The organism is Rathayibacter sp. Leaf248, assembly GCF_920939495.1.
Classification (GTDB): Bacteria; Actinomycetota; Actinomycetes; order Actinomycetales; family Microbacteriaceae; genus Rathayibacter; species Rathayibacter caricis.
Window position 1 is genome coordinate 285,130 of record NZ_CAKLAV010000002.1, and the last position, 26,313, is coordinate 311,442.

The following is a 26,313-nucleotide window of genomic DNA, read 5'->3' on the forward strand; positions in this document are numbered from 1 at the left end:
CGACCCTCTCAGCCTTATCTCTGCAGGAGCAGCGCCCCTCAGGCCCCGCCCGTCCCCGCTCCGAACACGTCCTCGTACAACCCGGTCAGCTCCGGCGAGCTCGGCCCCGTCAGCCCGCAGCCCAGCAGCGCGTTCTCGTCGGCCGCGAGCAGGTAGTCGGTCCCCGTCTGCCAGGTGACGCCCCGGCCCTGCGTCACGGTGACGCTGTCGCCGACCTCCCCGGCGAACCGCTCGAGCACCCTCAGCTCGACCGTGCTGTCGTCGATCGAGCGCACCTCGGCCCGGAACGCGACCTGCGCCGAGGCGAGCGCCGCCGCGGGATCCGCGGGGCAGCCGTTCGTCGCTCCCGACAGCCGTGCCGAGGACGTGGCCAGGGCGAACGCGAGCGGCAGGAGGAGGGAGGCGATGGCCGCGACGGCGAGCGCGCCCACTCCCGCGATCAGCCACGGCGAGCGGCGGCGCGGCGGGGCGTCGTCGCGGTCGGTGCCCGCGAGGACCACGGCCAGCTCGCGGTCCGAGAGCGGAGGCAGGCTCGCGGCCGGATCGATCGCGCGGAGGAGCGCGCGCAGATCGCCGTCCCTCTCGGGCGATCCCCGCAGGAGCTCCTGCCCGATGCGGCGGCGTCCGCGCTCGAGACGGTCCGTCGCGTCCTCCTCGGGCATGCCGAGCACGATGCCGATCGCGTGCGCGTCGAGGCCGTCCCACGCCCACAGGCGGAGGGGCTCCGCATCCGATTCCGCCACGCGCGAGAGGGCCAGGCGCACCCGGTCGTGCAGTCGCCGCGACTCCTCGTCGGTCTGCAGCTGAGGCGGCTCGACCAGCGTGAGCCGCTGCGAGAGGAGGGACTGCCGGCGCTGACCGCGGAGCGCGTTCCGCAGCAGGGCGCGGGCGATCGCGAGCGCCTGCGCGACCGGATCGGGCGGGGCGATCCTCCGCTCGCGCAGCACGGTGATCGTCAGCGCGAGGACGTCGTCGGCGGTGCCGGCGTCGGCGCGGCGCCACAGGTAGCGGCGGACCGGGTCGGCGACCGTGGCGGCGAGCACGGCGAACCGTTCGGGGTCGGCGAGAGGATCCTGCATGACCTCATGGTCGCCCCTCGCGCGCCGGATCGCACATCCGGGGTCTCGAGGGGCCGGTGGCGATCGGGGCCGGGGCGCGGGAGGCTGGACTCATGGATCACGACGGACGCCTGGCCTCCGCCCGCCCGGTCTCGCTCGCCGCGGTGGCGAGCTCCGCTCTCGGCCTGGTCGCGCTCGTCGCGTTCCCGGTTCCGCTGCTGTCCGCGGCCGCGGGTCTCGTGGCGGTCCTTCTCGCCCGCTCGTCGCGGGAGCAGCTGCGCGCCGAGCCGTCGCTCCGCGGGGCCTGCGCGAGCCTGCTCGGCTTCGTGCTCGGGGTGGCCGCGCTGGTCGTGGGCGCGGCGCAGGTGCTGGCGCCGTACGTGCTGATGGTGCTGTTCTTCCTGTAGTCGCGCGTCTTCTACGACGTCAGCGTCCCGATCACTGCGATGACCTGGATCGCGGTCAGGAGCCAGCCCACGATCACGGCGTAGGTCGCGAACCCCCAGCCCGCGCGCCCCGACCGGCGGATCCGCGCACGGCCGAGCAGGCCGCAGACGATCGCGGCGGGTCCCACCAGGAACGCGAGCACGAACCCGGCGATCGCCATCGGCTCCACGGCCGGATCGGTGACCAGCCCCGCGTCCCTCCGCGCCCGCCCCTGCGCGTACGAGACCGGCACGGCGATCGCGAGCACGATCACCGGCGAGAGCACGAGCAGGATGATCGCGATGTGCCATCCGACGAGTCCGTAGAACATCCGGCGAGCCTACGGACGAGGACCGGCGGAGTCGTCACCCACGCGGGGGAGCCCGCTCGCTAGCCTGTACCCCGGCGATCCCGCCCCGCCCCCTTCCCGCCCGAGGAGCCTCATGCCCACCTGGTCCCTGCACGGAGACGGCCGCACCGTCGAGCCCGGCGCCGTCGTCGCCCCCGACGAGCGGCTCAGCTGGCCCGCGACGATCGCGATCGGCATCCAGCACGTCGTCGCCATGTTCGGAGCGACGTTCCTCGTCCCCGTCCTCACGGGCTTCCCCGTCGCCACGACCCTGCTCTTCTCGGGTGTCGGCACGCTCCTCTTCCTCCTGATCACACGCAACAAGCTGCCCAGCTACCTCGGGTCGAGCTTCGCGTTCATCGCTCCCGTCACCGCCGCGACCGCCGTGGGCGGAACGGGGTCGGCGCTCGCCGGGATCGTCGCCGTCGGCCTCCTGCTCGCCGCGGTCGGCGTCCTGGTGCAGTTCGTCGGCCTCGGCTGGATCGACCGCCTGATGCCCCCGGTGGTGTCGGGTGCGATCGTGGCCCTGATCGGCTTCAACCTCGCTCCCACCGCCTGGGACAGCTTCGAGAAGGCCCCCGTCACGGCGACCGTCACCCTCGCCGCGATCATCCTCGGCGGAGTGTTCTTCCGCGGCTTCCTCGGCCGCGTCTCGATCTTCGTCGGCGTCGTCATCGGCTACGTCGTGGCGCTGCTGCGCGACGAGATCGACTACTCCGCGGTCGGCGACGCCGCCTGGATCGGCCTGCCGCCCTTCTCCTTCCCCGACTTCGCGTCCGGATCGACGTGGTCGGGCATCGCGATGTTCCTCCCCGTCGTGCTCGTCCTCATCGCCGAGAACGTCGGCCACGTGCGCGGCGTCGCGACCATGACCGACTCCTCCGTCAACGCTCACACCGGCCGCGCGCTGATCGCCGACGGCGTCGCGACCGCGGTCTCGGGCACGTTCGGCGGCTCGGGCACCACGACCTACGGCGAGAACATCGGAGTGATGGCCGCCACGCGCGTCTACTCGACCGCCGCGTACTGGGTCGCCGGCGTCACCGCCGTGCTTCTCAGCCTCTCGCCCAAGGTCGGCGCGGTCTTCAACTCCATCCCCGCGGGCGTCCTCGGCGGCGCGACCACCGCGCTCTACGGCCTCATCGGCGTCATCGGCATCAAGATCTGGGTCGACAACCGCGTCGACTTCTCGCGCCCGGTCAACCAGTACACGGGCGCCGTCGCCCTGGTCATCGCGATCGCGGGCTTCCGCTTCTCGTCGGGCGGCTTCGAGCTCGGCGGCATCGTGCTCGGAGCGGGAGCGGCGCTGGTGATCTACCACCTGGGCAACGCGATCGCGCGCTGGCGCCGGACGGGCGCTGACGACGGCGGGCCGCTGCCGGCGATCGGGCAGCTGGGCGGGGACGTGCAGAAGTAGGGGAGGGCGAGGGGGCAGCGTCAGGCTCCGACGAAGAACGTGAAAGCTCCGGAGTCGACGAGCGAGGAGATTCGCCACGTGCCGCCGGGGATGTCGTTGATCGGAGCCTGAGCGCACGCGAGGAGATCCACCTCCGCACCGCCGTACATCGTTCCTACGTCCGAGAGCGCGCCCGGGGCCGGTAGCACCACGTTGCAGGACGTCGCGTCGAAACTGTTGCCGGCGGCCGTGACGTACTCGATCATGAACGACGACCACGGGTCGGCGCCGTCCACTGCCGCCTCCGGGTCTTCGATGGACACGTGGACCGGCGCCGTCACATAGGTACGGGCGGTGGCGGGCTGCTCGTTGTACTCGTTCTCCGCCGCGATCTCGGGTTGCGCGTCCGCGTCGGTGGCGCCGACGGAGAACGTCCATATCGAATCCTCGGCGTACTTCACCGGCACGTTCACCGGAGTCGGGTTCGCGCGTGTCCCGGACTCGGGTGGCGAGGTCGGCTCTGCAGCGGGAGTCGCTGCGACGGGCGATGCGGTCGAGGTGACGGCAGTGGCCTCGGACCCCGTGTCGGCGGGAGCGTCCGCGGTGCATCCGACCAGTGCAAGTGCGGCTGTGCCTGCAACCAGAAGCGTAGCGACGCGGGAAAGCTGCACGAAGGACCTCGTTCTCTCGAAAGCCTGAGAGTAAGGCCGATGCGACGCAGGCGGGAAATCCTCCGAGTGGAATTGCGTGGTCCTGAACAGGGCGCGACTATGTTGTCTTCTCCCCAGATGAGCCGAACTCGTGTTCGAATGTCGGTGGTCGCTGGCATCATCCGTGTATGGCTACGATCGACCCGTACACAGCACCCTCCGAGGGCGTTCCCTCGGTGAACGCGTGCTTCGAGGAGGCGTACGGCGGCGCCATCGATGCGGCCGGGGCGCTGCGGCGGTTCCGGGGGCGGATCGACGGTGAGCAGGCCGAGCTGATCGAGCTGTCGCGGCGCCTGGCGATGGCGGTGCCGGAGGCGCTGGTCGACGCCGGCGTGCTCGGCAGGGGCGAGCGGATCGAGGCGGCGGCCCGTGCGCACGTCGCCGAGATCGCCACGTCGTTCCGGCTGTCCGAGGCGCACGCCGGAGCCCTCGTCGAGGAGAGCCGCCTCCTCGTGAACGAGCTGCCGGCGACGCTCGCCGCCCTGAAGGAGGGGGCGTGCGCCGCCGAGCACGCGCGGGTCGTGGTCGCCGAGGCGGCGACCGTGCCGCCGGAGGCACGCGGTCGGTTCGACGAGGAGGCGGCGGTCCTCGCCGCGTCGTGCACGCCTCCGCAGCTGCGGCGTCGGCTCCGAGCGCTGCGCGAGCGGCTGCACCCCGAGACGCTGCGCGAGCGCCACCGCCGCTGCCGGGAGGATCGCGCCGTCTGGGTCGACGGCGAGCTCGACGGGATGGCGACGCTGCACCTCCATCTGCCCGCTCAGGACGCGTTCGGCGCCTACGACCGGATCGATCGTGCTGCCCGCTCGGTCCGGGAGGCGGGCTCCGGAGCGACGCCCGCCGAGCGCGACGTGCGGAACCTCCGGCAGGTCCGCGCCGATGTGGCGACGGCGCTGCTGCTCGACGGCGAGACCGTGACCGCTCCGGAGGAACCGGACGGCACCCGGAACCCGCTCGCCGAGCGCCCTCGCGCCGCCGTCCCGCGCGGCATCCGCGCCGTGGTCGCCGTCACCGTGCCGGTCCTCACTCTCCTCGGTCGCTCCGACGAGCCCGCGATCCTCGACGGCTACGGGCCGGTCGACGCCCAGACGGCGCGCGAGCTCGCTGCCTCCGCCCCGAGCCTCACCCGGATCCTCACGGATCCGCACACCGGAGCGACGCTGGGCGTCGGCCGACGCAGCTACCGCCCGCCCGCCGAGCTGCGTCGGGCGCTCGCGCACCGAGACGAGACCTGCCGGTTCCCGGGGTGCCTCCGCACCGCCCGCACCGCCGAGATCGACCACACGGTCCCGTGGCAGCACGGAGGCGCGACCGACGCCGCGAACCACGCTAGTCGCGAATCCACCCCCTTCCCCCCCCAGACGCGACGGCCGCCGGGGCCGCTAATCTACGATGACCCCTACGACTCAAAGGCGGCGTTCATGAAGGTTTTCATCAGTTGGTCCGGGGCAACAAGCCGCTCAGTCGCCGAAGCGCTATCAGCTTGGATACCTAAAGTAATTCAGGGCTTGGAGCCATTTGTCTCCGCGAAGGACATTGATAAGGGTGCGAACTGGACCGTAGAACTCGCAAGGGAGCTCGAAGATGCGGAGTTCGGCATTATTTGCCTAGCTCCCGACAACTTGCTGTCCCCCTGGTTGAATTACGAGGCCGGCGCGATCGCCAGGTCAGTGAATTCGAGAGCCTGTCCCGTGCTTTTCGAGGTGGAGAAGGAGCAGGTGAAACCACCCATCTCTCAACTGCAGATGACGTCGATCAGGATCGATGAATTTCTCCTGCTTATGACCTCATTGAACAAAGCTTCGGGCCTACCGCTAAGCTCCGAGGCCCTCAAAGAAGCGCTGGAAGTTTGGTGGCCGCGACTAAAGGAAGAAATTGATCTGATACCGAAGCCGGAGACACTGAAGCGGACAAAGGCCCAGGGTGCGGGCGAGCATACTGCAGAGCTGGAGCCGGAAAAGCCAAGCGCAGAGATTGGAGAAATGATCGAGGAAGTACTTCATCGGATCCGTTCTGTTGATGATCGCGTCGAACGCCTCGAGCGTCGCGATCGGTTGTCGGGCGCGTTTAGTGAAAGAACTGGACTTGCCAGGCGCGATGCTAAAGGTAGCGGAATGAAGGATGCGCATCATCGCCTGCTCTCCGTGGCCAAAGCCTCTGGACTTCCTGCTATCGCCGCGGCGAGCGGATTATCAAGCTTGGACGTGAGCATCGCTGGAGACCTACCCGAAACATTGCCACCCGACCTCTATGTGGCTGCATATGAAGTGGCGCGAGATCTCAATGCGCGCGTTCGCCTCGTTGGAGAGAATCGGGCCGCAATTTTTGAGAAGGGCGGTCAAACCGAGGAGATGCCATTCTGACGAAAGCCGCGCCGTAGCCCTCCACTCTGCGGCACCTCGGCTGAACCAAAAATGCTGGCCGCCTCCGTCCGTGCGCGGGGCCGGCAGCCACAACCGGAAACGGCAGTACAGAAGCACCGCCCATGGCTAAAACCTCGCTACTCCTGGAGCCCACCTTTCTTTCTGGCAAGTCCAGCGCCATACTGAACTCGTCTCATCCCCCTGATTGGAGCACCATTGGTCAAGCATGCTTTCCTGTCGTTCGTCGAGGAAGACCTCGAAACCGTGCGGATGTTCCGCGGACAGGCGAAGAACAAGAATTCGCTGCTGTCGTTTGATGACTACTCGGTCAAGGTTCCATACAACAGCACTGACGCAGCCTACATCCGAACGCAGATCACTGGAAAAATTCGTGCCGCATCGGTCACAATTTGCCTGATCGGCCCCACCACGTATAAGAGCAATTGGGTGGACTGGGAGGTTCGTAAGAGTGCGGAGCTTGGCAAGAAGGTCATCGGAGTGAAGCTTTACTCGGGACAGTCCTGCCCCACGCCGAAGTCTCTCACTGACCTGCGTGCACCGGTACTCGCCTGGGACATCGACGCGATTGTTCGAGCCATCGGTTGAGCGACCCTCTGTATGACGGGGGATACCCCGCCTTCTACGAGTCGGCAAATGCCGCTTCGCTGTTGGGCCAGAATCACTACCTCGTGGCGATGCGGATTCGGCTGGGCGGGCTTGTAATAGGCACCATTGGCGGTAGCGTATTGGTCTCGGCAGGAGCAGTTAGCCTCGGCGGATGGATGGCTCTCGGCGGCTTTTTAGTCGCGTTGCTCGCGGAGATTTGGAACGCCGTCGAAAAACCAGATCGAGCTTGGTACGAGGGTCGGGCCGCAGCCGAGTCCGCCAAGACTCTTGCATGGCGATATGCCGTGAAGGGTGAGTCCTTCGAGGAAGGCACGGACGCTGACCGGGAGTTGGTAGCTCGCGTGACCGAACTGCTTCAGGATCTGAAAGACGTCGACTTGCCCTCGCCCTCGGCGACCACGGAGCAGGTCACGTCGATCATGCGCGAGATCCGCGGCGGAACGTTCGAAGAGCGCCGTAGCGCTTATCGGGAGGGCCGGGTCGAAGACCAGCGTCGTTGGTACGCCAAGAAGGCTGATCTGAATCGGAGGGCCTCACGTTCCTGGACGCTGTTCCTCTTCGCCTTCGAGTTCCTCGGCCTGATCGGCGGAGTCCTGCTAATCACTGGCGCCGTGACAGTGGACCTACTGGGGCTTTTCGCTGCGCTCGCAGCGACGGTGACGGCATGGACGCAGGCGAAGCAGTTCAAGACACTTGCAACCGCTTATGGCGTGACCACTCAGGAGCTGTCGGGGGTGAAAAATGAACTGGACGGGGTCGAGAGCGAGTCGGAGTGGGCTCATTTTGTCGGCCAGGCTGAGGAGGCGATCTCACGCGAGCACACGCTGTGGAGAGCATCGCGAGGCATTCGAACCAGCGGGCCGCGTAGCGGCCGGGCTTGACTTGAATTAGCAACATAACTCGTCGTCCCAACCATGGTCCCGGTGGCAAGGGTCGGGCGCTTGCGCCCGACCCGCGGCAGCAGCACCTCAGCCCTGAGGTAGCGCTTTGTAAGCGGACCAAGCTCGTTTGAGCGTCTCGGCCTGGCTGAGGAGCGAGGCAGTCGCTTCTTGGTGCCGGCCGGTCTGACGCAGCCACCGTATGTCGCGTATCGACCTCTGCAGCATCCAGTCCACGCCCGTCTGCCAGTGCGCCGAGTCGATGACGCCGGATGCCTCGCCCAGGTCTGTGGTGCGCCGTAGTACGGGCTCGATCCGGGTTTGCAGGTCGAGGAGAGTAGCCGACAGGTCGTGGAGGGCTCTGCTCTCGCCGCGCTGGACGACGGGCTCAGTGAGCCACTCCTGGACTGCCTGCTCGAAGCGGAGGTTGCTCGTCATATGCCCGGAGCCTAGGCGACTGCTGGTTCTGGTCGCGGGCGCTGGTGGCGGGTTGTGCTGGGAGCTGGTAAAACTGTCGCAACTCCAATCAAGGACGGCGACCCAGGGTCCGGTGGAGACAAAGAGACACGTAGAGGGGCCTTTCCTGGGAGGGCTCGGACGGCACGTTTGAAGGCAGTGCCCCCGTCCGGAAGCTATTGAGCTGAGCCGAACCGGTGGAAGTCCGGGAGCTGCTCCGGCCTGCCCGCACGAGCCCATCCCGGCTGTGTGGTGCAGGTGCCAGGTCCAGCGGTTCCGTGTCGGCTTCGCTCAGTAGGTTCCCCGTGTCTTCAGCTGTTTCACCTCTCGTCCTGCCTGCCTATCCTGTTTTCGATTGGCGGTTCACGCTCTACCCGGACGCGGGCGAGGGCGGTGGTACCTTCCGCTCCTCCGTCCGCAAAGCGCCGACCTACGTCGCCCGGGGGCAAGCTGCTGATCCTGAGAGAGCGCTCGCGGAGGCCGGCCGGCGTGCGCGGTCTCGGCTGCGCCGCTACTGCGCGGCCAATGGGCTGAATCGTCTTGGGACGCTCACCTACGCCGGGGCGGGCTGCCACGAACCGGACGTGCTGCGCAGCGATCTGGCGCGGTTCTTCCGCAACCTGCGCCAGGCGACGGGCGGGGCTGCATTCCCCTACGTGTGGGTGCCAGAGTGGCACAAGTCCGGACACGGACTGCACGCGCACTTCGCGGTAGGCCGATATTTGAAGCGGTCGCTGATCGAGCAGGCCTGGGGCCACGGCTTCGTCCACATCAAGCTGCTCGGCGACCTGCCTGTGGGATCCGGCCGGCTCGCAGAGTCGCGCAAAGCGGCTGGATACCTCTCCAAGTACGTCGCGAAGACCTTCACGGACCCGACAATCCGCCAGCTCGGCCTTCACCGCTACGACGTTGCTCAAGGGTTCAAGCCGCGGCCACTGGCTCTCGCGGGTACTTCCGCCTGGGACGTGATGACGCAAGCAACCGAGGCGATGGGTGGAGTCCTGCCGTCGATCCAGTGGTCGTCCTCGCAGGAGGAGGAGTGGGCGGGCGCTCCTGCGATCTGGGCGCAGTGGAACATCTGATGCCGATTAATCCAGAAGAGTTGGCGCGGTGGGTGCAGCGCTCGTGCGCCGATCAGGGCTTGCCGGTCACTGTGACGGATGCCGCTGTCGTCGCTCGGATTGGCGTGCTGATGAACGGGAGCGCCACCGCGGGGAGGCCCCCGCAGGGGGCGACCGCGGGGGCGGTCCGCTCACAGCTGCCAAGTGGGCACGATCCGGCTCGGGTCTAGCGAGCGAGCACCTGGCGTCCCCGGAAGGATCGTCGCGTAGTCGAGCACCGAGCGGATGATCTGAACCTGTCGCTCCAGGTTGAGCTCGGCCCACTGCGCGCGAAGGGATGACCCCGAACCGATCAGTGAATCGACAGTGCCGGTTCCCACGATCTGGTCGAGTCGACGCTGCGCTGTGGTCGCCCTCGCCTCGAGAGAGTCGCGTGCGGCTTTCCACTCAGGTCGCGACACGTCGCCGGCCGCGAACATCTGTCCCAGCTCGAGCATCCTGGACTGGAGCGTCTCCAGCTCCGCGACAATTCCGGCCCGCCGTTCGTCGGCCTGCACACGACCGGCGAGCACATCGGCCATCGCAGGCGTGTCCAGCCGGAGAAGCACCGCGGCGGCGATCCATTCCTCGACCGGTGCGGCGACGACAGTGAGTTTCCCGCAACCGCCATGGTCTGGTCCTGGCGAGCAGACATAGCGACGGGTGGTAGCACGCGGCGAGCTGAAGAGCCGATTCCCGCACTTGCCGCACCGCAGCAGCCCAGACAGCAGATAGCGGCGTGGCGAGCGTCGCCCAGACACCTTCTTGGACGCGAAAACGGCCAGAATCTGGCGGTGTTCCTCGTCCGTGATGATCGCCGGCCACACTGCTTTCGCCGCAGCCACCCCGTGATGGTCCCGCATCCCGGCAATACGGCCAGACGTGAGAAGCGCCCGTAGCGTCGGCGTTCGCCACTCCTCCGCGTTGCCCGTCGTCGGGATGCCTCGCCCGTTCAGCCAGAGCGCAAGCGACCGGACCGACTCACCCGCGAGAAATCGCGGCACGATCTCGCGAATGACCTCGGCCTCTGACTCCCGCACCGTGATCTTGTCCGGCTCGTAACCGAAGGGACGGATCGGGCCACCATTGGGCTTGCCCGCTTCCACGTTCTGCTGGATCTTCCGCTTGACCCGCTCGGACTTCCGCGCCGACTCCTTCGCGGCAAAGGCCGCGACGACGCGCGCCATCAGCAGGCCGTCCTCAGTCCCGAGGTCAAGGTCAGCACTCACTGTCGCGACGTTGCGCACCCCGGCTCGGTCACACACTTCGCGGAACTGCTCCAGCTCGATGGGACGACGGGTGAGCCGATCGAGGTTGTACACGATCACGGCATCGAGCAACCCGGCGCCGATGTCCGACAGCATCCGTTCGTAGTCGGGCCGCGTCTTGCCCGAGTAGGCCGAAATGTCGTTATCCACGTACTCAGTGGCTACCCGCCAGCCGCGCTCCTCGGCGAGCTTCCGACAGTCCTCCAGCTGGCGCTGCACCCCCAGCGCCTGACCGGTGGGGTCGGATGAGATGCGGGCGTAGATCGCGGCGGCACGCGGCAGAGGCATGGGGTCACACTAACGTCGCGTCGACAACCTCGCCCACCTCTGCGCGTCCCACCACCGACTCCGGCACCTCAGCACCTGGAGTCCCGAGAACCTCGGCGACGGCGGCGTCCGCTGGAGCAGCCCGGCGGGACGAGTGCTGACAGTGGAACCGCCGGGGCCACCGCTGCCGGGGTCGCCGCCGTCGGGGCCACCGCTTTCTGGGCCACTGCTGCCGCGGCCACTCCCGTCGAGTCGCGAGAAGGTGCCGTTCTGAGTGCGGGGGCGAACGGCCGGAGCCGACCTGCGGATCCTCCAGCGCGCCTTCTTCCGAGTTCCGCCATCGCGCCCCACCGAGCCCGAGTTCCTCAGGACCCCGAGCCCCTCACCCCGTCGCGCCCCTCAGATCTCCACCGTGCACAGCGCCTGCACCGCACTCCGGAACTCCGCCTGCATGTCGAGCGAGTCGCGCTGGAGCAGCCACTGCACCTGCAGCCCGTCCATCGTCGCGATCGTCCGGATCGCCGCGCTGCGCGGGTCGACACCGGGGAGGAGCTGGCCGCGGGTGAGCATGTCGCCGAACGCGTCGGTGAACAGGTCGATGATCACGCGGTACCGCTCGGCGAAGTACCCGTGCGCCGGGTGGTCGGCGTGCGTCGCCTCCGCCGAGAGGGCGCACTGCAGCTCGATGAGTCCGGGGATGCACGTGTTGTACGCCACGAGGTCGACGAGGGCGCGCACGGTGTCCACCCCCGGGATCGTCCCGCCGTTCGGCACCCGCGCGATCGACCTGTCGTCCCGCAGGGCCAGCACGGCCGAGAGCAGCTCCCACTTGTTTGCGAAGTGGTGCAGCACGCCGGCCTGGCTGAGCCCGACCTTCTCGGCGATCTCGCGGAGGGATGCGGCGTGGTACCCGCTCGCCGAGAACACCTCGAGCCCGGCGGCGACGATCTCGGCACGCCGGGCGGCGGTCTTCGCGTACTGGCCGCGCGGTCGCCGCGGAGGAGAAGTGGGGAGTGCCAACGTGTGCCTCCTGGCGCTTCGGTGCGGTGGTGAGGGGCGGACGGTCGATGCGGGATGCGCTGGTACGCGGTCCGAGAAACCTAACTCCTCGTGGTTTCTCCGTCAAAGCCCCAGGGGTGCCCTGGCGGAACCACCCACTCCGACATCCTGCACGGTCCCTCCGCGCCCTTCCCTGGTAAACCGAGCGGTGCTAGGTTTTCTGGGACGGTCGTCCGCCGCCCCCTTCAGCGTAGAAAGAGACCCCTCGTGACCGACAGCTCCACCGCCTCTCCGACCGGCACCGCCCTCTCCTCCGGCACCGCCCCGCGCCTCAGCGCCGAGGGCCCCGACGCCGACGCCCGCTTCACCGAGCTCCTCGGCCGACTCACCCTCGAGGAGAAGGTCCAGCTGCTCACCGGCCGCGACTTCTGGACCACCTGGCCGATCGAGAAGATCGGCCTGCGCCGCATGCTCGTCTCGGACGGCCCCTCCGGTGTGCGCGGCGAGGTCTGGGACGAGCGCTCGCCCTCGCTGAACCTGCCCTCGGCGACGGCGCTGTCCTCCTCCTGGGACCGCTCGATCGCGAAGCGCTACGGAGCCGCCGCCGCGGTCGAGGCCCGCCGCAAGGACGTCGACGTCGTCCTGGGCCCGACCATCAACCTGCATCGCTCGCCGCTGGGCGGCCGCCACTTCGAGGGCTTCAGCGAGGATCCGGTCCTCACCGCCGACCTGGCCGCGGCCTACGTGAGCGGCGTGCAGGAGAACGGCGTCGGAGCGACTCCGAAGCACTACATCGCCAACGACTCCGAGACCGACCGCTTCACCGTCGACGTGCGCGTGGGCGACCGCGCGCTGCGCGAGCTCTACCTCCTCGCCTTCGAGCGCGCGATCGTCGAGACCTGCGCCTGGCTCGTGATGAGCTCCTACAACTCGATCAACGGCACGACCGCCACCGAGAACGACCTGCTCGAGACCCCGCTCAACAGCGAGTGGGGCTTCGACGGCGTCGTCATCAGCGACTGGACCGCGGTGCGCTCCGTCGACAGCGCCCGCGCGGCGCAGGACCTCGTCATGCCCGGCCCCGACGGGCCCTGGGGAGCCGCGCTGGTCTCCGCGGTGCGCGCGGGAGAGATCGAGGAGTCGGTGATCGACCGCAAGGTGCGCCGCATCCTCCGCCTCGCCGCCCGCGTCGGCGCGCTCGAGGGCTTCGAGCCCGCCGTCGCCGAGCCGGTCCTCGTCGAGGACGGCCGTGCATTCGCGCGCGAGGCCGCCGCGGCCGGCAGCGTGCTGCTGCGCAACACGGGGGAGCTGCCGTGGGACGCCTCCGCCCTCACCTCCGTCGCCGTCATCGGCCACAACGCCCGCGACGCCCGCACGCAGGGCGGCGGATCCGCGACGGTGCTGCCCGAGAAGGTCGTCACTCCGCTCGACGGCGTCCGGAACGCCCTCCCCGGCGCCCGCGTCGACTACGCGCTCGGCGCGGTCGTGCAGGACGGAGTCGCGCCCCTCGCGCTCGAGACCATCACGAACCCCGCCACGGGCGAGCCCGGCCAGCGCGTGCGCTTCCTCGACGCGGAGGGATCCGAGCTGTTCGTCGAGGACCGCCGCGCCACCGCGCTCGTCTGGTTCGGCGGCAGCGCGCCGATCGCGGCGTCCGCTCGCGTCGAGTTCTCCACGGTGCTGACCCCCGAGGCCGACGCGACCGTGCGCCTGGGCTTCGCGGTCGTGGGCACCGCGCGGATCTTCGTCGACGGCGACCTGTTCCTCGAGGAGACCCTCGCCCCGGTCGGCGCCGACCTCGGAGCCGCGCTCCTGGCGCCGCCGTCGGTCTCGGGCCCGCTGCAGGTCACCGCGGGCACGCCCGTCGACATCCGCATCGAGTACGACATCGTGCACACCGACGGCGAGCTCGAGGGCGCCCTCGGCTTCACCTACGGCATCGAGCCCGAGGACACCCCGGCCGAGCAGCTGATCGAGGAGGCGGTGGCGCTCGCCCGCGACGCCGACGTCGCCCTCGTGGTCGTCGGCACCAACTCCGCCGTCGAGTCCGAGGGCTACGACCGCAGCTCGCTGGACCTCCCGGGCGAGCAGGACTCCCTGGTGCGCGCCGTCGCCGCGGCGAACCCGCGCACGGTCGTCGTCGTCAACTCCGGATCGCCCGTGCTGCTGCCCTGGCGCGACGAGGTCGCCGCCGTGCTCGTCGGCTACTTCGGCGGCCAGGAGATGGGCGACGCGGTCGCCGACGTCCTGCTCGGCACCGTGGAGCCGGGCGGACGCCTCCCCACGACCTGGCCGGCCGCGATCGAGGACGTCCCCGTGCTGTCGACGCTGCCCACCGACGGCGAGCTGCACTACGACGAGGGCATCCACATCGGCTACCGCGCGTGGCTCCGGAGCGAGGTCGAGCCGGCCTACGGCTTCGGCCACGGTCTGGGCTACACCTCCTTCGACCTCGTCTCGGTCGCCCCGGTCGCGCCGACCCGCGCCGGCGAGGACGCCGAGCTGCTCGTCGACGTGATCAACACGGGGGAGCGCGCGGGCAAGATCGTGCTGCAGGCGTACGCCGAGCGCCGCGACTCCGCCGTCGAGCGCCCGGTGCGCTGGCTGGTCGGGTTCGAGAGCGCGCAGATCGAGGCGGGAGCGGCGGCTCAGCTCACCGTGACCGTGCCGACGCGCCTGCTCGCGACGTGGAACGACGGCTGGGACTACGAGGCCGGCGCCTTCACGATCCGGATCGGCACCTCGCTCGAGGACGTCCCGCTGACGACCCCGCTCCAGCTGCTGGTCTGAGACCGGAGCGGGACTCCCGGGCCGTTCCTGGGAGTTCCGCTCCGCCTTCCTGGGAGCGGGGTCCGGAGCGGGTTTCTATCACGTTCGGGTCATCCCGCAACCCGGTGCGCTCCCAGGCGGCTCGCGCTTAACGTCGAGGAAGCCGGCCGCAAGAGCGGACCGCCGCACACCGAGTGAGACAGCAAGGAGCACCACCGTGCCGCAGATCATCGAGACCGTCGACGTCAACGTCCCCGTGTCCGTCGCCTACAACCAGTGGACCCAGTTCGAGGAGTTCCCCAAGTTCCTCGACGAGGTCGAGTCGATCCAGCAGGTCACCGACGTCCTCACCGTCTGGAAGGTGAAGGTCGGCCCCGTCGAGCGCGAGTTCGAGGCCAACATCACCGAGCAGCACCCCGACGAGCGCGTCGCGTGGAACAGCACCGGAGGCGAGACCGACCACGCTGGTGTCGTCACCTTCCACAAGCTCTCGGACTCCGAGACCCGCGTCACCGTGCAGCTGGACTGGGAGCCCAAGGGCTTCCTCGAGTCGATCGGCTCGCTCGTCGGCGCCGGCAGCCACGCGGTCAAGAAGGACCTGAAGAACTTCAAGGAGTACATCGAGTCCAAGGGCACCCCGGACGGCGCCTGGCGCGGCGACGTCGAGGCCTGAGCCGTGTCCGACAACGGCACGACCCTCAACGACTCCGAGGGTGAGAAGAAGGACGGCGGCCTCGGCGACGAGGGCACCATCCCCGACTCCGAGTCCGGCCTCGCCGTCGGCGTCTCGGGCGACTCCCACTTCAACCCCGAAGAGGACGCCCCCGCCGAGGACGAGTTTTAGGACCCATCCGGGTCACCACCCCGCGAGATGCCACTCGTGCCCACGCCTGACGGCGTGTTGCAGACGCGAGTGGCATCTCGCGTTTCCGCGCCCGGGGATCACTGAGCCCTCAGCGCCAGGCGCGCGCGTACTGCGGCGGCACGACGGAGCCGAGGTCCGCCCCCAGCTCCTGCGCCATGCGCGAGGCGGCGTGCGGATCGCGGAGCAGCTCCCGGGCGAGCAGCACCACGTCGGCCTCGCCCGCCGCGAGCACGCCCTCGGCCTGCTCCGCCGTCGTGATCAGGCCCACCGCTCCCACCGGCGCACCGGTCGCCCGGCGCACCGCGCTCGCGAACGGCACCTGGTAGAGCGGGGCGACCGGGATCTCGGTGCCGCGGACCAGGCCGCCGGTCGAGACGTCGAAGAGGTCGGCCCCCGCCTCCCTCGCCCAGTCGGCGACCACGACGGTCTCGTCGAGGTCCCAGCCGCCCTCGGCCCAGTCGGTCGCCGAGAAGCGCACGAGCAGCGGCAGCTCGCCGATCTCGGCGCGCACCTCGCGCACGATCTCGAGCAGGAGCCGCGCGCGGTTCTCGAGGGAGCCGCCGTACTCGTCCTGGCGCCGGTTCGACAGCGGCGACAGGAACTGGTGCAGCAGGTAGCCGTGGGCGGCGTGCAGCTCGATCACGTCGAAGCCCGCCTCGACGGCGCGGCGAGCGGAGTCGCAAAACGCCTGCACGAGGCCGGGCAGCTCGTCCGCCGCGAGGGCCCGAGGCGCGGCGTAGCCCTCGAACGCCACGGCGGACGGAGCGACCGTGCTCCAGCCGCCCTCCTCCGCCGGCACCGTTCCGCGCCCGCTCCACTCGCGGTACGTCGACGCCTTGCGGCCGGCGTGGGCGAGCTGGACCCCGGCGAGGGCGCCCTGCTCGTGCACGAAGTCGACGATCGGCGCCCACGCGTCGCGCTGCTCGTCGTTCCAGAGCCCGGTGTCCCAGGGGCTGATCCGCCCCTCCGGGACCACTCCCGTGGCCTCGGCGATCACCACGCCCACGCCTCCGCGGGCGATCGAGCCGAGGTGCACGAGGTGCCACGTGGTGGGCACGCCGTCGCGGGCCTCGACCGAGTACTGGCACATCGGAGCCGCCCACAGGCGGTTGCGGGCGGTGCGGGAGCGGAGGGTGAGGGGCTGGAAGAGAGCGGGAGCGGTGGTCATCCAGGGGACAACCGCTCCCGCCCGCGGATTATGCCGGGAGCCGTCAGCTCGGCCAGGTCGAGCCGGGCGCCTCCTGCCAGACGGCGCTCGAGGGAGCCAGCGCCGCGAGCTCCTCGAACAGCGAGTCCGGGATCGCGAGCGCGTCGTCCGCGACGAACTCGTCGAAGTGCTCGGCGGTCGTGGCGCCGACCACGGTGGTCGTGATCCGCTCGTCGCGGGTCGAGAACTGCAGCGCGGCCGCACGGAGCGGCACGCCGGCGCGGTCGCACGCCTCGCCCATCTCGGTGACCGCCTGCACGATCTCGGGCGGCGCGGGGCGGTAGGCGTACGTCTCGACCGGCTGGGGCCAGCGCGCGAGCGCCCCTCCTCCGTAGACCGCCGCGTTCACCACGACGACGCCGCGGTCGACCGAGACGTCGATCAGCTCGTCCGACGAGCGGTCGACCAGCGTGTAACGGTTGTGGGTGATGACGGCGTCGAAGAGCCCCGTCTCGACGTAGTGCTGCAGCATCGGCGCCGGTCCGCCCGAGATGCCGATCGAGAGCGCGACTCCCGCCTCCTTCATCGCGACGAGGGCGCGCACGGGGCCGTCCTCGGCGAAGGCCTCCTCGTACGAGATCCGCTCCGGGTCGTGCAGGTAGAGGAGGGGGAGCACGTCCATGCCCAGGCGCTCGCGGCTCTCGTCGAGGCTGCGCCGCATCCGCTCGCCCGAGTAGCTGCCGGTCTCGGGATCGCGGTCGAGCTTGGTGACGACGGTGATGCCCTCGGGCACGCCGCCGTGCGCCCGCAGGGCCTCGCCGATCAGGCGCTCGCTGTGACCCTGGGCGTACTCGTTCGAGGTGTCGATCACCGAGACGGCGCGGTCGGCGGAGGAGTCGAGCACGCGTTCGAGGGCGGGCACCCGCTCGAGGTCGCGGACGCGCTCGGGCTTCCACGACGTGCCGAGGGTGAGGCGCGTGACCTGGGCGCCGGAGGGCCCGAAGGGGCGGAGGAAGGGTGAGGCGGGAGTCGAGGACTGCGATGTCATGGCACCCAGCTTGTCAGTGCGCGCCTGTCAGTGCGGAGCCGTGCCCTCAGGTGCCCGCAGCTCCACGATCGCCTCGGCGACCCGCGACACCAGCTCCGCCGGCAGCTCCCGGTTCCACGGCAGCGCCACCGTGTCCTTCCCGGTGCGCAGCGCCGCGAGCTCGTGCTCGAGCTCGGGCGACAGGCGCGGCACCGGATGCAGGCCGACGTGCGTCTTCCACCCGGCCCAGTGGATCGCGTAGCGCACGCCGAGCATCACGGCGGGCATGCCGTAGCGGATGCGCTCCTCGGCGTCGGGGACTGCCTGCAGGAGCAGGCGCCGCACCTCTTCCAGCCTCGCCCGCCGCTCGAGCGGGAACGCGGCGAGGTACTCCTCGACGGTGGCGACGGAGGCGCTCATGGCGCCATTCTGCTCCTCGCCGACGCGATCGGGAACTGTCAGGATCGCGAGCATGGCCTCCGCCTCCGCCTCCGCCTCCGCCTCCGCCTCCGCCTCCGCCTCCGCCTCCGCCTCCGCCTCCGCCTCCGCCCCCGCGCATGTCCTCGACGCCCTCGTGACCCCCGCGCTCGTCCTCGACGAGGCCGTCCTCGACGCGAACGTCGCGGCGACCGCCGATCGGGCCCGCGAGCGCGGCCTGGCGTTGCGCCCGCACGCCAAGACGCACAAGTCGCTCGAGATCGCGCGCCGCCAGCTCGCGGCGGGCGCCGTCGGTCTCACGGTCGCGACGGTGGCCGAGGCCGAGGTCTTCGCCGCGGGCGGCTGCGACGACCTCTTCATCGCCTACCCGCTCTGGCTCGACGCCGAGCGGGCCGGACGCCTGCGCCGGGTCCTGCGGACCGCGCGCGTGCGCATCGGAGTCGACTCCGCGGAGTCCGCCGAGCGCGCGGCCGCGGCGATCCCGGCCGCCGAGCGCGAGCGCCTCGAGGTCGTCGTCGAGGTCGACTCGGGCCACCACCGCAGCGGAGTCCCCTCGCAGGAGACGGGCGGCGTCGCGGCCGCCGCCGTCGCCGCCGGGCTCGACGTGGTCGGCGTCTTCACGTTCCCCGGGCACAGCTACGCGCTCGAGGCGCGCGCCGCCGCGGCCCGCGACGAAGCGGAGGCGCTCGCCGCGGCCGCCGCGTCGCTCGCGTCGGTCGGCGTCCAGGCCCGCGTGATCAGCGGGGGATCGACTCCCTCCGCCGACTTCGCCGATCCCGGCGTGCTCACCGAGCTGCGACCGGGGGTGTCCGCCCTCGGCGACGCGCAGCAGTGGGAGATGGGCACGATCGGCCCCGAGTCGATCGCGGTCACGGTCCTCGCCACGATCGTCTCCCGCCGCGCCGACCGGCTGATCGCCGATGCCGGGAGCAAGGTGCTCTCCTCCGACCGCGGCGCCGTGTCGAGCGGGTTCGGGCGCCTGCCCGAGCACCCGGAGGCGCGGGTCACCGTGCTGTCCGAGCACCACGCCACGATCACCGGGCTCGACCTCCCGGTCGGATCGCGCGTGCGGATCGCTCCGAACCACGTCTGCGTCGCGGTGAACCTCGCCGACGAGTACCGCGTGCTCACCAGCGACGGCGGCGCTGCCGTCTGGCCCGTGGACGCCCGCGGGCGTAACAGCTAGAGCGCGCGGCCCCGCGGGATCCGCAGCCCGACCAGCGCGGTGAGCGCGAGCAGCACGAACGCCGAGCCGAACGCGGCGGTCGGCGAGGCCGCGTCCGCCAGCGCTCCTGCGAGCAGGGGCCCGATCACTCCGCCCAGGTCGGACGCCGCCTGGAACACCGAGACGGGCCGCCCGCCGCGATCGCCCGCCGCGTCGCCCACGAGAGCGCCCGGCGCCGTCCCCATGAAGGCGGCGGCCGCTCCGTAGAAGCAGAGCAGCAGCACGAGCAGCCAGAGCTCCGACACCAGCGGCATCGCGAGCATCGCGAGCGCCGCGACCGCGAATCCGCCGATCAGCGCCGGGCGGCGACCCACCGTGTCGACGAAGCGACCGGCCGGAGCGAGCGCGACGGTCTGCACGACCGCGGCGATCGCGAAGGCGATGCCGGTCCACGCCGGGTCGTCGCCGAGGCCCTCGACCACGAGGACGGGCACGAGCGTCGCCCGCACCCCCATCGCCGACCAGCCGAGCGCGAAGTTCGCGAGCACAGCGCTCTGGTAGCGGCGATCGCGGATCACCTCGCGCATCGGAGTGACGACCGCGGCCTTCGCCGCGTCCGCGTCCCGCTCCGGCCGGCGCAGCAGGACCAGGCCGACGAGTCCGGCCACGGCCAGCGTGCCGGCGTAGAAGAAGAACGGCGCGGTCAGCGAGATCGCCGTCAGCACGCCGCCGACGGCGGGCCCGGCCATGCCGCCGAGCAGGAACCCGCCCTGGTAGAAGCCGATCGAGCGGCCCCTCCGCTCGGGCGCCGCCGTGCGCAGGAGGAGCGTCATCGCGGCGACCGAGAACATCGCCGAACCGATGCCGCCCGCGCCGCGCAGCAGCAGCAGGTGCGCGTAGTCGCCCGCCAGCCCGACCAGCGCGCTCGAGAGCGCCACGATGCCGATGCCCGTCGCGAGCACCACGCGCTCGCCGAGGCGGTCGACGAGCGGTCCGACGAACGGATTCGCGACCAGCCGCATCAGCGCGAACGCCGACACCACCGCTCCGACCTCGACGTAGCCGACCCCGAAGCTGCGCACGTAGACCGGCAGCACGGGCACGACGACGCCGAAGCCGAGCATGACGAAGAACGCCACGATCCCGAGGACGAGGACGTCGCGCGGAAGCCTCTCGCGCCCGCCCCGGTCCTGCCACGGAAGTCTCACCCCCCGACGTTACCGGGGATGTCCCCCATGCGGGGACGAGCCACGAGGAACGGAGCGGGGTCCCGTCAGCCGGCCAGCGGCACGACGGAGGGCAGGATGCCCGGGTAGCTGACGTAGTAGAGGACGCCGTCGCTGTGCAGCACGCCGCGGCCGGGGTAGCTCTCGTCCTCGACGTCGGGTCCGTTGAGGAATCCGGGAGCCGAGGCGTCATCCGCCGTGAAGCCCTCGGACAGGAATCCCTCCCGCGCGGTCGGCCACTGCTCGTCGCTCAGGGCGAGCTGGCCGACGACCACGTAGACGTCGCCCTGCCCGGTCCACCGGCAGAGCAGGCCGGCCTGCTGCATCTCCTCGACGATCGGGTAGTCGAAGTACGTGGCGGGCTCCGGATTCAGCCGCAGCCCCTCGGACTCGAGGTCCGCGAGCTCCGCCGCGGTGAGCAGCTCGGGGCAGGGAGTGAGGCCGCCGGCGACCGGGGCCGCCGGTGCCGGTGGTGCTTCGGCTGCGGGTGCTTCCGCGGCAGGTGCTTTCGCAGCGGGAGTCTCGGCCGCCGGCGCCGCCGTCTCGCCCGTCGGCGACTGCGCGGTCGGAGTGGCAGCCGCGGCGGTGGCGGTCGGAGTCGCGGCGGGAGCGCGGGTGGCCGTCGTCGTCGCCGACGGAGCCACCGTGTCGACCGGCGCGGGCTCCGTGCACCCGGTCAGAGCGAGCACCAGCAGGAGGCCGAGGCCCAGCGGCACCGTGCGTGTCCGCATCGTGCTTCGTGTCGGCCCGATGCTGTCGCTCGTGAACCGGCTCATCGTCGTCCCCCTTCGTCGCGGGTGCTGCCCCTGCGCCGAGGCTACCCGCGACGCCCGGGTCCCGCACCGATCGACCAGACCCGCGGAGGAAGTGCCCCGGTCACGGAGTGATCGCCGACGATCCGCGCCTTGAAGACCCACGGGTTGTGGCTGGCGGCGGTGCGCGCGTTGCGCCAGTGCCGGTCGAGGTTCTTCGAGGTGCTCACTCCGGAGGCACCGAGCGCGTCGAAGACGTCGGAGGTCGCGCGGGTGGCGAGCTGCGTCAGCACGATCTGCGCCTGGGCCGTCTCGAGCTCCGCGAGGTCGTTCAGGTGCTCCTCCTGCACGAGATCGTCGCCGGAGGCGGCGTCGTGCGCGAGCTGCAGGGCCTGCGCGGCCTTCTCGACGATCGCCGAGCCCGCCCACGCGGCCGCCGAGACCTGGCCGACGACCTGCAGGATCTGCGGGTCGGCCGCATAGGAGTCGGCGTTGCCGTGCGAGTAGATGCGGGTGCGGGCGCGGACCGCTTCGGCGAGCTCCCGCTCGGCGGCGGCGATCGACCCCGCGAGCACCGACAGCAGCACCGCCTGGTAGAACGCGGTCTGGTAGCGGAACCGGGTCCCGAAGTCGATCACGTCCTCGGCGGCGACCTCCGCGTCGACGAAGGTGCTCGTGCCGGAGCCGGTGGTGCGCTGGCCGAAGCCGTCCCAGTCGTCGGCGTGCGTCACTCCGCTCTGGTGCGCGTCGACGATCGCGATCACCGTCGCACCGGTGTCGGAGCGCTGGGCGAAGGTGTCGATCCAGTCGGCGAAGATGCTGCCGGTGGAGTAGTACTTGGTGCCGTTCACGCGGAACCGGGTCGGGTCGCCCTCGATCGGGCTGACCTTCGTGTTCACGTCGCCGATCGCGACGGTGCCGATCTCGGTCCAGGCGTTGCCGCCGAGCTGCCCGTCGGCGAAGCGCGACAGCCAGCGCTCGCGGGTGCCGTCGGTCGCGACCAGGCGGTCCTCGACGAGAGCGAAGTGGCCGCGCAAGGCCTGCGGGATGTTGGAGTCGGCCGCCGCGAGCTCGGTCAGCAGGCGGAAGAGCTGGGGGAGCGACGCCCCCGCTCCTCCGTTCTCGATCGGGACGCGGACGGCGCCGAACCCGGCCTCGGCGAGGGCTCGGATCTGCTCGGCGGGCAGCACGTGGTCGCGCTCGCGGGCGGAGGCGCCCACCGCGATCTCGGCGAAGAGCGGCCGGAAGCGCGCGGCGAGGGTCTCGTAGGGGACCTGCTCGGTCGTCGCGGTGGGTGCGGCGGTGGTGGCGACAGGCATGTCGGCTCCTCTCGATCGGCGCGCCGGAGTCGGCGGCACGGGTGCGACGGTAGCCGCCGGCGGTGGCGGGCCGCCGTCTGTGTCCAGGTGTTACGGGGAGGGAGGAACGGACGAGTCGCCTGGGGAGGAAGGTCACGGCGGGACCCGGCAGGGAATGCCTCGCGGCGGTCGGCGTTGCCCCTGGGGATGACTTCGACGCACCCGTCCACCCCGTCCACCTCCTCCACCCCGTCCATCTCCTCCGCCACTGCCTCCGACTCCGACGCCGCCGCGACCGACCGCCGCGCCCTCGTCGTCGGTGCGACCGGCATCGGCGGCTCCGCCCTCGTCGACCTGCTGACGGAGCAGGGCTGGCCCGTGACCGCACTCTCCCGCCGGCCGATCGCCGAGCGGCCCGGTGTCCGCCCCCTGTCGGCCGACCTCCGCTCGGCCGAGGACCTCGCCCGCGTCCTCGCCGAAGAGCGCCCCACCCACGTCTTCTTCACCGCCTGGTCGCGCCAGGAGACGGAGGAGGAGAACATCGCCGTCAACGCCGGCATGGTCCGCGACCTCCTCGCAGCACTGGCGCACGCGCCGCTCGAGCACGTCGCCCTGGTCACCGGGCTCAAGCACTACCTCGGACCCTTCGAGGCCTACGGACAGGGCGCGATGCCCGACACCCCGTTCCACGAGGAGGAGGAGCGCCTGGACGCTCCGAACTTCTACTACGCGCAGGAGGACGAGCTCTTCGCCGCCGCCGAGCGCGCGGGCTTCACCTGGTCGGTGCACCGCTCGCACACGGTGATCGGCCACGCGGTCGGCAACGCGATGAACATGGGACTGACCCTCGCGGTCTATGCCTCGATCCAGCGCGAGCTCGGAGAGCCGTTCGTGTTCCCGGGCTCGCTCACCCAGTGGAACGGCCTCACCGACATGACGGATGCCACCGTGCTCGCCGCGCAGATGGTGTGGGCCGCGACCTCCGAGGCCGGCCGCGACGAGGCGTTCAACGTCGTCAACGGCGACGTGTTCCGCTGGCGCTGGATGTGGACGCGCCTGGCCGAGTACTTCGGCGTGGAGCCGGTGGGCCCGGGGGAGCAGCCGCAGCCGCTCGAGCAGCAGATGGCCGACGTGCAGCCGGTCTGGCAGCGCCTGGTCGAGCAGTACGGCCTGATCGAGCCCGACCTCGCCCGCGTCGCCTCCTGGTGGCACACCGACGCCGACCTCGGCCGCGGGATCGAGGTCGTCACCGACATCAGCAAGTCCCGCCTCGCCGGATTCACGCTGCACCACCGCACGGTCGACTCCTTCACCGCGCTGTTCGACCGCTACCGCGCCGAGAGGCTGATCCCGTAGGGCGGGTCCCGGCGCCCCTCCCCGGTCTCCCGACCGTCGCCGTCCCGTCGTCTCCGCGTCACTCCGATGACACCGACCGCCCCTAGCGTCACGGCATGGCGGCGGCGGTGAGCGGAGCATGATCGAGCGGGTCGACCCGTTCCTCGGCACGGAGCCCACTGACCTCCCGGATCCCGTCGGCCTCGCCGCGACCTGGTGGTCGCCGAAGCCGCAGATAGGCAACACGCATCCGGGCGCGACGTACCCGCTGGGCATGGTCTCGGCGTGCTCCTACTCCGGGGCGTACCCGACGGGCTACGGACGCTACGACCTGGCGCTGGAGGGAGTCCCTCCGCGGATCCGCGAGGGCATCGAGGCGTCGGGCTTCAGCCATTTCCAGCAGTCGGGCACCGGCGCGATCCGGAAGTACTACAACTACCTCCGCGTCACGCCGATGATCGAGCCGCTCGACGAGCTCGGCCGCAGCTGGGACGTCGTCGACGAGGTCGCCGAGCCGGGCTACTACGCCGCGACCCTCTCCTCGGGAGTGCGCGCTGAGCTCACGGTCGGCCCCGCCTCGGCGGTGCACCGCTACACGTTCCCGCGCCACCGCAGCGCCCGCGTCGTCGTCGACCTGTCGCTCGGCGGCCTCGCGATCCCGAGCGGAGCGACGATCCCGCTGCGCGCGCAGCTGCGCTCGATCTCGCCCGGCGTCGCGAGCGGCGAGATCGTGATGGAGGGCGCTCCGCTGGCCGTGCACCTCGAGTGCGACGCGCTGCAGTGGCGCCAGATGCTCTGGTACGACCGCCGGCTGATGCCGGGCGGCACGCGGCTCGACTTCGACCACATCCGGCCGACGACCCTCCGCCCGTTCGGCCTGATGTGGGCGGGACCGAGCGAGCCCGGCACGACCGTGGAGCTCCGGATGGGCTTCTCCCTCCGCGGCACGGAGCGCGCCCGCGAGAACCTGCACCGCGACGTGCCGCCGACCGGCACCGGCTTCGACCAGCGCCGCGACCGCACCCGCAAGACGTGGCGGAAGCACCTGCGCCGGATCGCCGTCGACACGACGTCCGTCGACCGCGAGACCGTCTTCTCGACCGCGCTGTACCACTCGCTGATCAAGCCGTGCCTCGCTCCCTCCGAGAGCCCGTTCTGGCCGACCGACGGTCCGTTCGTCTTCGACATCAGCACCATGTGGGACATCTACCGCACCCAGCTCCCGCTGCTCACGGCGCTGCTGCCCGAGCGCGCCGTCGAGATCGCGGCGGCCCTGCTGACCATCTGCGAGGAGGAGGGCAACTTCCCGGTCGGCTACCGGATGGCGAAGGGCAGCGACCGTTTCTCGCGGCAGGGCAGCGCCCTCGCGCACACCTTCCTCGCCGACCTCTGCCGACTGGGTCTGCCCGGCATCGACTGGGAGGCGGCCCTCGTGCACATGGCGGAGGACCTCAAGCGCACCTACGGCGAGGAGTTCCTCGCGGCCGGCGAGGCGCATCCGATCAGCCACACCCTCGACCTCGCCCACGGCTACTGGTGCACCGCGGTCGTCGCGCGTCACGTCGGAGACCGGGTGCTCGCCGAGCAGCTCGAGGAGCGCGCGGCGCAGTGGGTGAACGCCTTCGACCTGCGGACGGGCCTGCTGAAGGACTCGACCTACTACGAGGGCACGCGGCACAACTACTCCTTCCGCCTGCTGCACGACATGGCGGGGCGCATCGCGCTGAGCGGAGGGGACGACTCCTTCGTCGCGCAGCTCGACGAGTTCTTCGGCTACGGCGCCGAGCCGGTGCGCCAGCCCGGACTCCGGCCCGACCGCGCCGAGATGCTCGCGGGTGCAGCGCTCGGGCGCTTCGAGGGGCTCAACAACGAGCCCGACATGGAGTCGCCGTGGGCCTACCACTACGCCGGCCGGCCCGACCGCACGGCCGAGATCGTGCACGGCGTGCTGCACCAGCGCTTCGGCACCGGCCGCGGCGGACTGCCCGGCAACGACGACTCCGGAGGCCTGAGCTCCTGGTACGTCTGGGCGGGTCTGGGCCTGTTCCCCGTCGCGGGGCAGGGGCTGCTCCTCGTGAACGCCCCCGCGTACTCCCGCGTGTCCGTGGCCGTCGGCGGCGCCGACTTCGAGATCCGCACGACCGGTTTCGTCGAGCCCGTGCCCGGGGGGCAGGTGCAGTACGTGCAGTCGGCCGAGCTGAACGGAGCGCCGCTCGAGGCGAGCGTCCTGAGCGCCGCCGAGCTGCACCGCGGCGGCGAGCTCACCCTGCACCTCGGGCCCGAGCCGTCGGAGTGGGCGACCGCCCCGGAGCACCGGCCGCCGTCGCATCCCGCGCGGCTCGCCGCCATGACCACCAGCACCATCCAGCCCAGCATCATCCAGCCCTAGGAGGAGAC

General features: G+C 70.8%; 24 protein-coding genes. 12 read left to right on the forward strand and 12 right to left on the reverse strand.

The window, feature by feature from the left end; genetic code table 11:
* Positions 1-38 precede the first annotated feature (38 nt).
* Entirely contained in the window at positions 39-1,079 is a 1,041-nt protein-coding gene (locus tag LRG51_RS14365; RefSeq protein ID WP_230673307.1) for an RNA polymerase sigma factor, read from the reverse strand.
* Positions 1,080-1,171: 92 nt separating this feature from the next.
* Between LRG51_RS14365 and LRG51_RS14370 the strand changes: the two genes are divergently transcribed.
* Positions 1,172-1,465 (forward strand): hypothetical protein, encoded by a 294-nt coding sequence (locus tag LRG51_RS14370; RefSeq protein WP_230673308.1) that lies wholly within the window; start codon positions 1,172-1,174, stop codon positions 1,463-1,465.
* An 11-nt stretch (positions 1,466-1,476) separates the two neighbouring features.
* Here LRG51_RS14370 and LRG51_RS14375 read toward each other — a convergent pair whose 3' ends face one another.
* Entirely contained in the window at positions 1,477-1,815 is a 339-nt protein-coding gene (locus LRG51_RS14375; RefSeq protein ID WP_107573499.1) for a DUF4190 domain-containing protein, read from the reverse strand.
* A gap of 112 nt (positions 1,816-1,927) precedes the next feature.
* Between LRG51_RS14375 and LRG51_RS14380 the strand changes: the two genes are divergently transcribed.
* Positions 1,928-3,250 (forward strand): uracil-xanthine permease family protein, encoded by a 1,323-nt coding sequence (locus LRG51_RS14380; RefSeq protein ID WP_230673309.1) that lies wholly within the window; start codon positions 1,928-1,930, stop codon positions 3,248-3,250.
* Positions 3,251-3,270: 20 nt separating this feature from the next.
* Here LRG51_RS14380 and LRG51_RS14385 read toward each other — a convergent pair whose 3' ends face one another.
* Positions 3,271-3,702, reverse strand: a complete 432-nt coding sequence (locus tag LRG51_RS14385; RefSeq protein WP_055790281.1) for a hypothetical protein — start codon at positions 3,700-3,702, stop codon at positions 3,271-3,273.
* Positions 3,703-4,067: 365 nt separating this feature from the next.
* On the opposite strand from LRG51_RS14385, the gene LRG51_RS14390 reads away from it, so the two are divergent.
* From LRG51_RS14390 to LRG51_RS14400, 3 genes are all read left to right on the forward strand, one after another.
* A complete protein-coding gene (locus tag LRG51_RS14390; RefSeq protein WP_230673310.1) occupies positions 4,068-6,299 on the forward strand; it encodes a DUF222 domain-containing protein in 2,232 nt (743 codons plus the stop codon).
* Between the two features lie 216 nt (positions 6,300-6,515).
* The gene (locus LRG51_RS14395) at positions 6,516-6,905 is read left to right on the forward strand and encodes a TIR domain-containing protein (RefSeq protein WP_230673311.1); all 390 of its coding nucleotides are present in this window, start codon (positions 6,516-6,518) and stop codon (positions 6,903-6,905) included.
* On the forward strand, positions 6,902-7,807 hold the full coding sequence (locus tag LRG51_RS14400) for a DUF4231 domain-containing protein (protein WP_268966604.1): 906 nt from the start codon (positions 6,902-6,904) through the stop codon (positions 7,805-7,807). The genes LRG51_RS14395 and LRG51_RS14400 overlap by 4 nt, the downstream gene beginning before the upstream one ends.
* An 87-nt stretch (positions 7,808-7,894) precedes the next feature.
* Here the strand turns inward: LRG51_RS14400 and LRG51_RS14405 are convergent, their stop codons facing one another.
* Positions 7,895-8,242: a hypothetical protein gene (locus LRG51_RS14405; RefSeq protein WP_230673312.1), complete on the reverse strand. Its 348-nt coding sequence runs from the start codon at positions 8,240-8,242 to the stop codon at positions 7,895-7,897.
* Between the two features lie 323 nt (positions 8,243-8,565).
* Here LRG51_RS14405 and LRG51_RS14410 point away from each other — a divergent pair, with 323 nt between their 5' ends.
* A complete protein-coding gene (locus tag LRG51_RS14410; protein ID WP_230673313.1) occupies positions 8,566-9,342 on the forward strand; it encodes a rolling circle replication-associated protein in 777 nt (258 codons plus the stop codon).
* 170 nt (positions 9,343-9,512) lie between these two features.
* Here the strand turns inward: LRG51_RS14410 and LRG51_RS14415 are convergent, their stop codons facing one another.
* Both LRG51_RS14415 and LRG51_RS14420 read right to left on the reverse strand, forming a co-directional pair.
* Positions 9,513-10,916: a recombinase family protein gene (locus LRG51_RS14415; protein WP_230673314.1), complete on the reverse strand. Its 1,404-nt coding sequence runs from the start codon at positions 10,914-10,916 to the stop codon at positions 9,513-9,515.
* Positions 10,917-11,294: 378 nt separating this feature from the next.
* Positions 11,295-11,915, reverse strand: a complete 621-nt coding sequence (locus LRG51_RS14420) for a TetR/AcrR family transcriptional regulator (RefSeq protein WP_055790286.1) — start codon at positions 11,913-11,915, stop codon at positions 11,295-11,297.
* Positions 11,916-12,362: 447 nt separating this feature from the next.
* On the opposite strand from LRG51_RS14420, the gene LRG51_RS14425 reads away from it, so the two are divergent.
* The 3 genes from LRG51_RS14425 (at position 12,363) to LRG51_RS14435 (ending at position 15,507) form a co-directional block, all read left to right on the forward strand.
* Positions 12,363-14,684, forward strand: a complete 2,322-nt coding sequence (locus LRG51_RS14425) for a glycoside hydrolase family 3 protein (RefSeq protein ID WP_230674071.1) — start codon at positions 12,363-12,365, stop codon at positions 14,682-14,684.
* A 196-nt stretch (positions 14,685-14,880) separates the two neighbouring features.
* Positions 14,881-15,336: an SRPBCC family protein gene (locus tag LRG51_RS14430; RefSeq protein WP_055790290.1), complete on the forward strand. Its 456-nt coding sequence runs from the start codon at positions 14,881-14,883 to the stop codon at positions 15,334-15,336.
* A 3-nt stretch (positions 15,337-15,339) separates the two neighbouring features.
* Positions 15,340-15,507 carry a hypothetical protein gene (locus LRG51_RS14435; RefSeq protein WP_230673315.1) on the forward strand — a complete coding sequence of 56 codons (168 nt, stop codon included), beginning with the start codon at positions 15,340-15,342 and terminating at the stop codon, positions 15,505-15,507.
* 109 nt (positions 15,508-15,616) lie between these two features.
* Here LRG51_RS14435 and LRG51_RS14440 read toward each other — a convergent pair whose 3' ends face one another.
* The 3 genes from LRG51_RS14440 to LRG51_RS14450 are packed head-to-tail and all read right to left on the reverse strand — an operon-like array spanning position 15,617 to position 18,122.
* A complete protein-coding gene (locus LRG51_RS14440) occupies positions 15,617-16,696 on the reverse strand; it encodes an NADH:flavin oxidoreductase/NADH oxidase (protein ID WP_055790293.1) in 1,080 nt (359 codons plus the stop codon).
* Positions 16,697-16,739: 43 nt separating this feature from the next.
* Positions 16,740-17,723 carry an aldo/keto reductase gene (locus tag LRG51_RS14445; protein ID WP_230673316.1) on the reverse strand — a complete coding sequence of 328 codons (984 nt, stop codon included), beginning with the start codon at positions 17,721-17,723 and terminating at the stop codon, positions 16,740-16,742.
* 27 nt (positions 17,724-17,750) lie between these two features.
* Positions 17,751-18,122 carry an iron chaperone gene (locus LRG51_RS14450; protein ID WP_055791480.1) on the reverse strand — a complete coding sequence of 124 codons (372 nt, stop codon included), beginning with the start codon at positions 18,120-18,122 and terminating at the stop codon, positions 17,751-17,753.
* 52 nt (positions 18,123-18,174) lie between these two features.
* Between LRG51_RS14450 and LRG51_RS14455 the strand changes: the two genes are divergently transcribed.
* Positions 18,175-19,326, forward strand: a complete 1,152-nt coding sequence (locus LRG51_RS14455; RefSeq protein WP_230673317.1) for an alanine racemase — start codon at positions 18,175-18,177, stop codon at positions 19,324-19,326.
* Here the strand turns inward: LRG51_RS14455 and LRG51_RS14460 are convergent.
* The 3 genes from LRG51_RS14460 to LRG51_RS14470 all read right to left on the reverse strand — a co-directional run bounded on the left by LRG51_RS14460 (position 19,323) and on the right by LRG51_RS14470 (position 22,602).
* Entirely contained in the window at positions 19,323-20,513 is a 1,191-nt protein-coding gene (locus tag LRG51_RS14460) for an MFS transporter (RefSeq protein ID WP_230673318.1), read from the reverse strand. The genes LRG51_RS14455 and LRG51_RS14460 overlap by 4 nt on opposite strands.
* A 65-nt stretch (positions 20,514-20,578) precedes the next feature.
* Positions 20,579-21,262 (reverse strand): hypothetical protein, encoded by a 684-nt coding sequence (locus tag LRG51_RS14465; RefSeq protein ID WP_230673319.1) that lies wholly within the window; start codon positions 21,260-21,262, stop codon positions 20,579-20,581.
* 86 nt (positions 21,263-21,348) lie between these two features.
* Positions 21,349-22,602 carry an acyl-CoA dehydrogenase family protein gene (locus LRG51_RS14470; protein ID WP_055790302.1) on the reverse strand — a complete coding sequence of 418 codons (1,254 nt, stop codon included), beginning with the start codon at positions 22,600-22,602 and terminating at the stop codon, positions 21,349-21,351.
* Between the two features lie 186 nt (positions 22,603-22,788).
* Between LRG51_RS14470 and LRG51_RS14475 the strand changes: the two genes are divergently transcribed.
* A complete protein-coding gene (locus LRG51_RS14475) occupies positions 22,789-23,937 on the forward strand; it encodes an SDR family oxidoreductase (RefSeq protein WP_230673320.1) in 1,149 nt (382 codons plus the stop codon).
* 118 nt (positions 23,938-24,055) lie between these two features.
* Positions 24,056-26,305: a glycoside hydrolase domain-containing protein gene (locus tag LRG51_RS14480; protein WP_230673322.1), complete on the forward strand. Its 2,250-nt coding sequence runs from the start codon at positions 24,056-24,058 to the stop codon at positions 26,303-26,305.
* Positions 26,306-26,313: the final 8 nt, after the last annotated feature.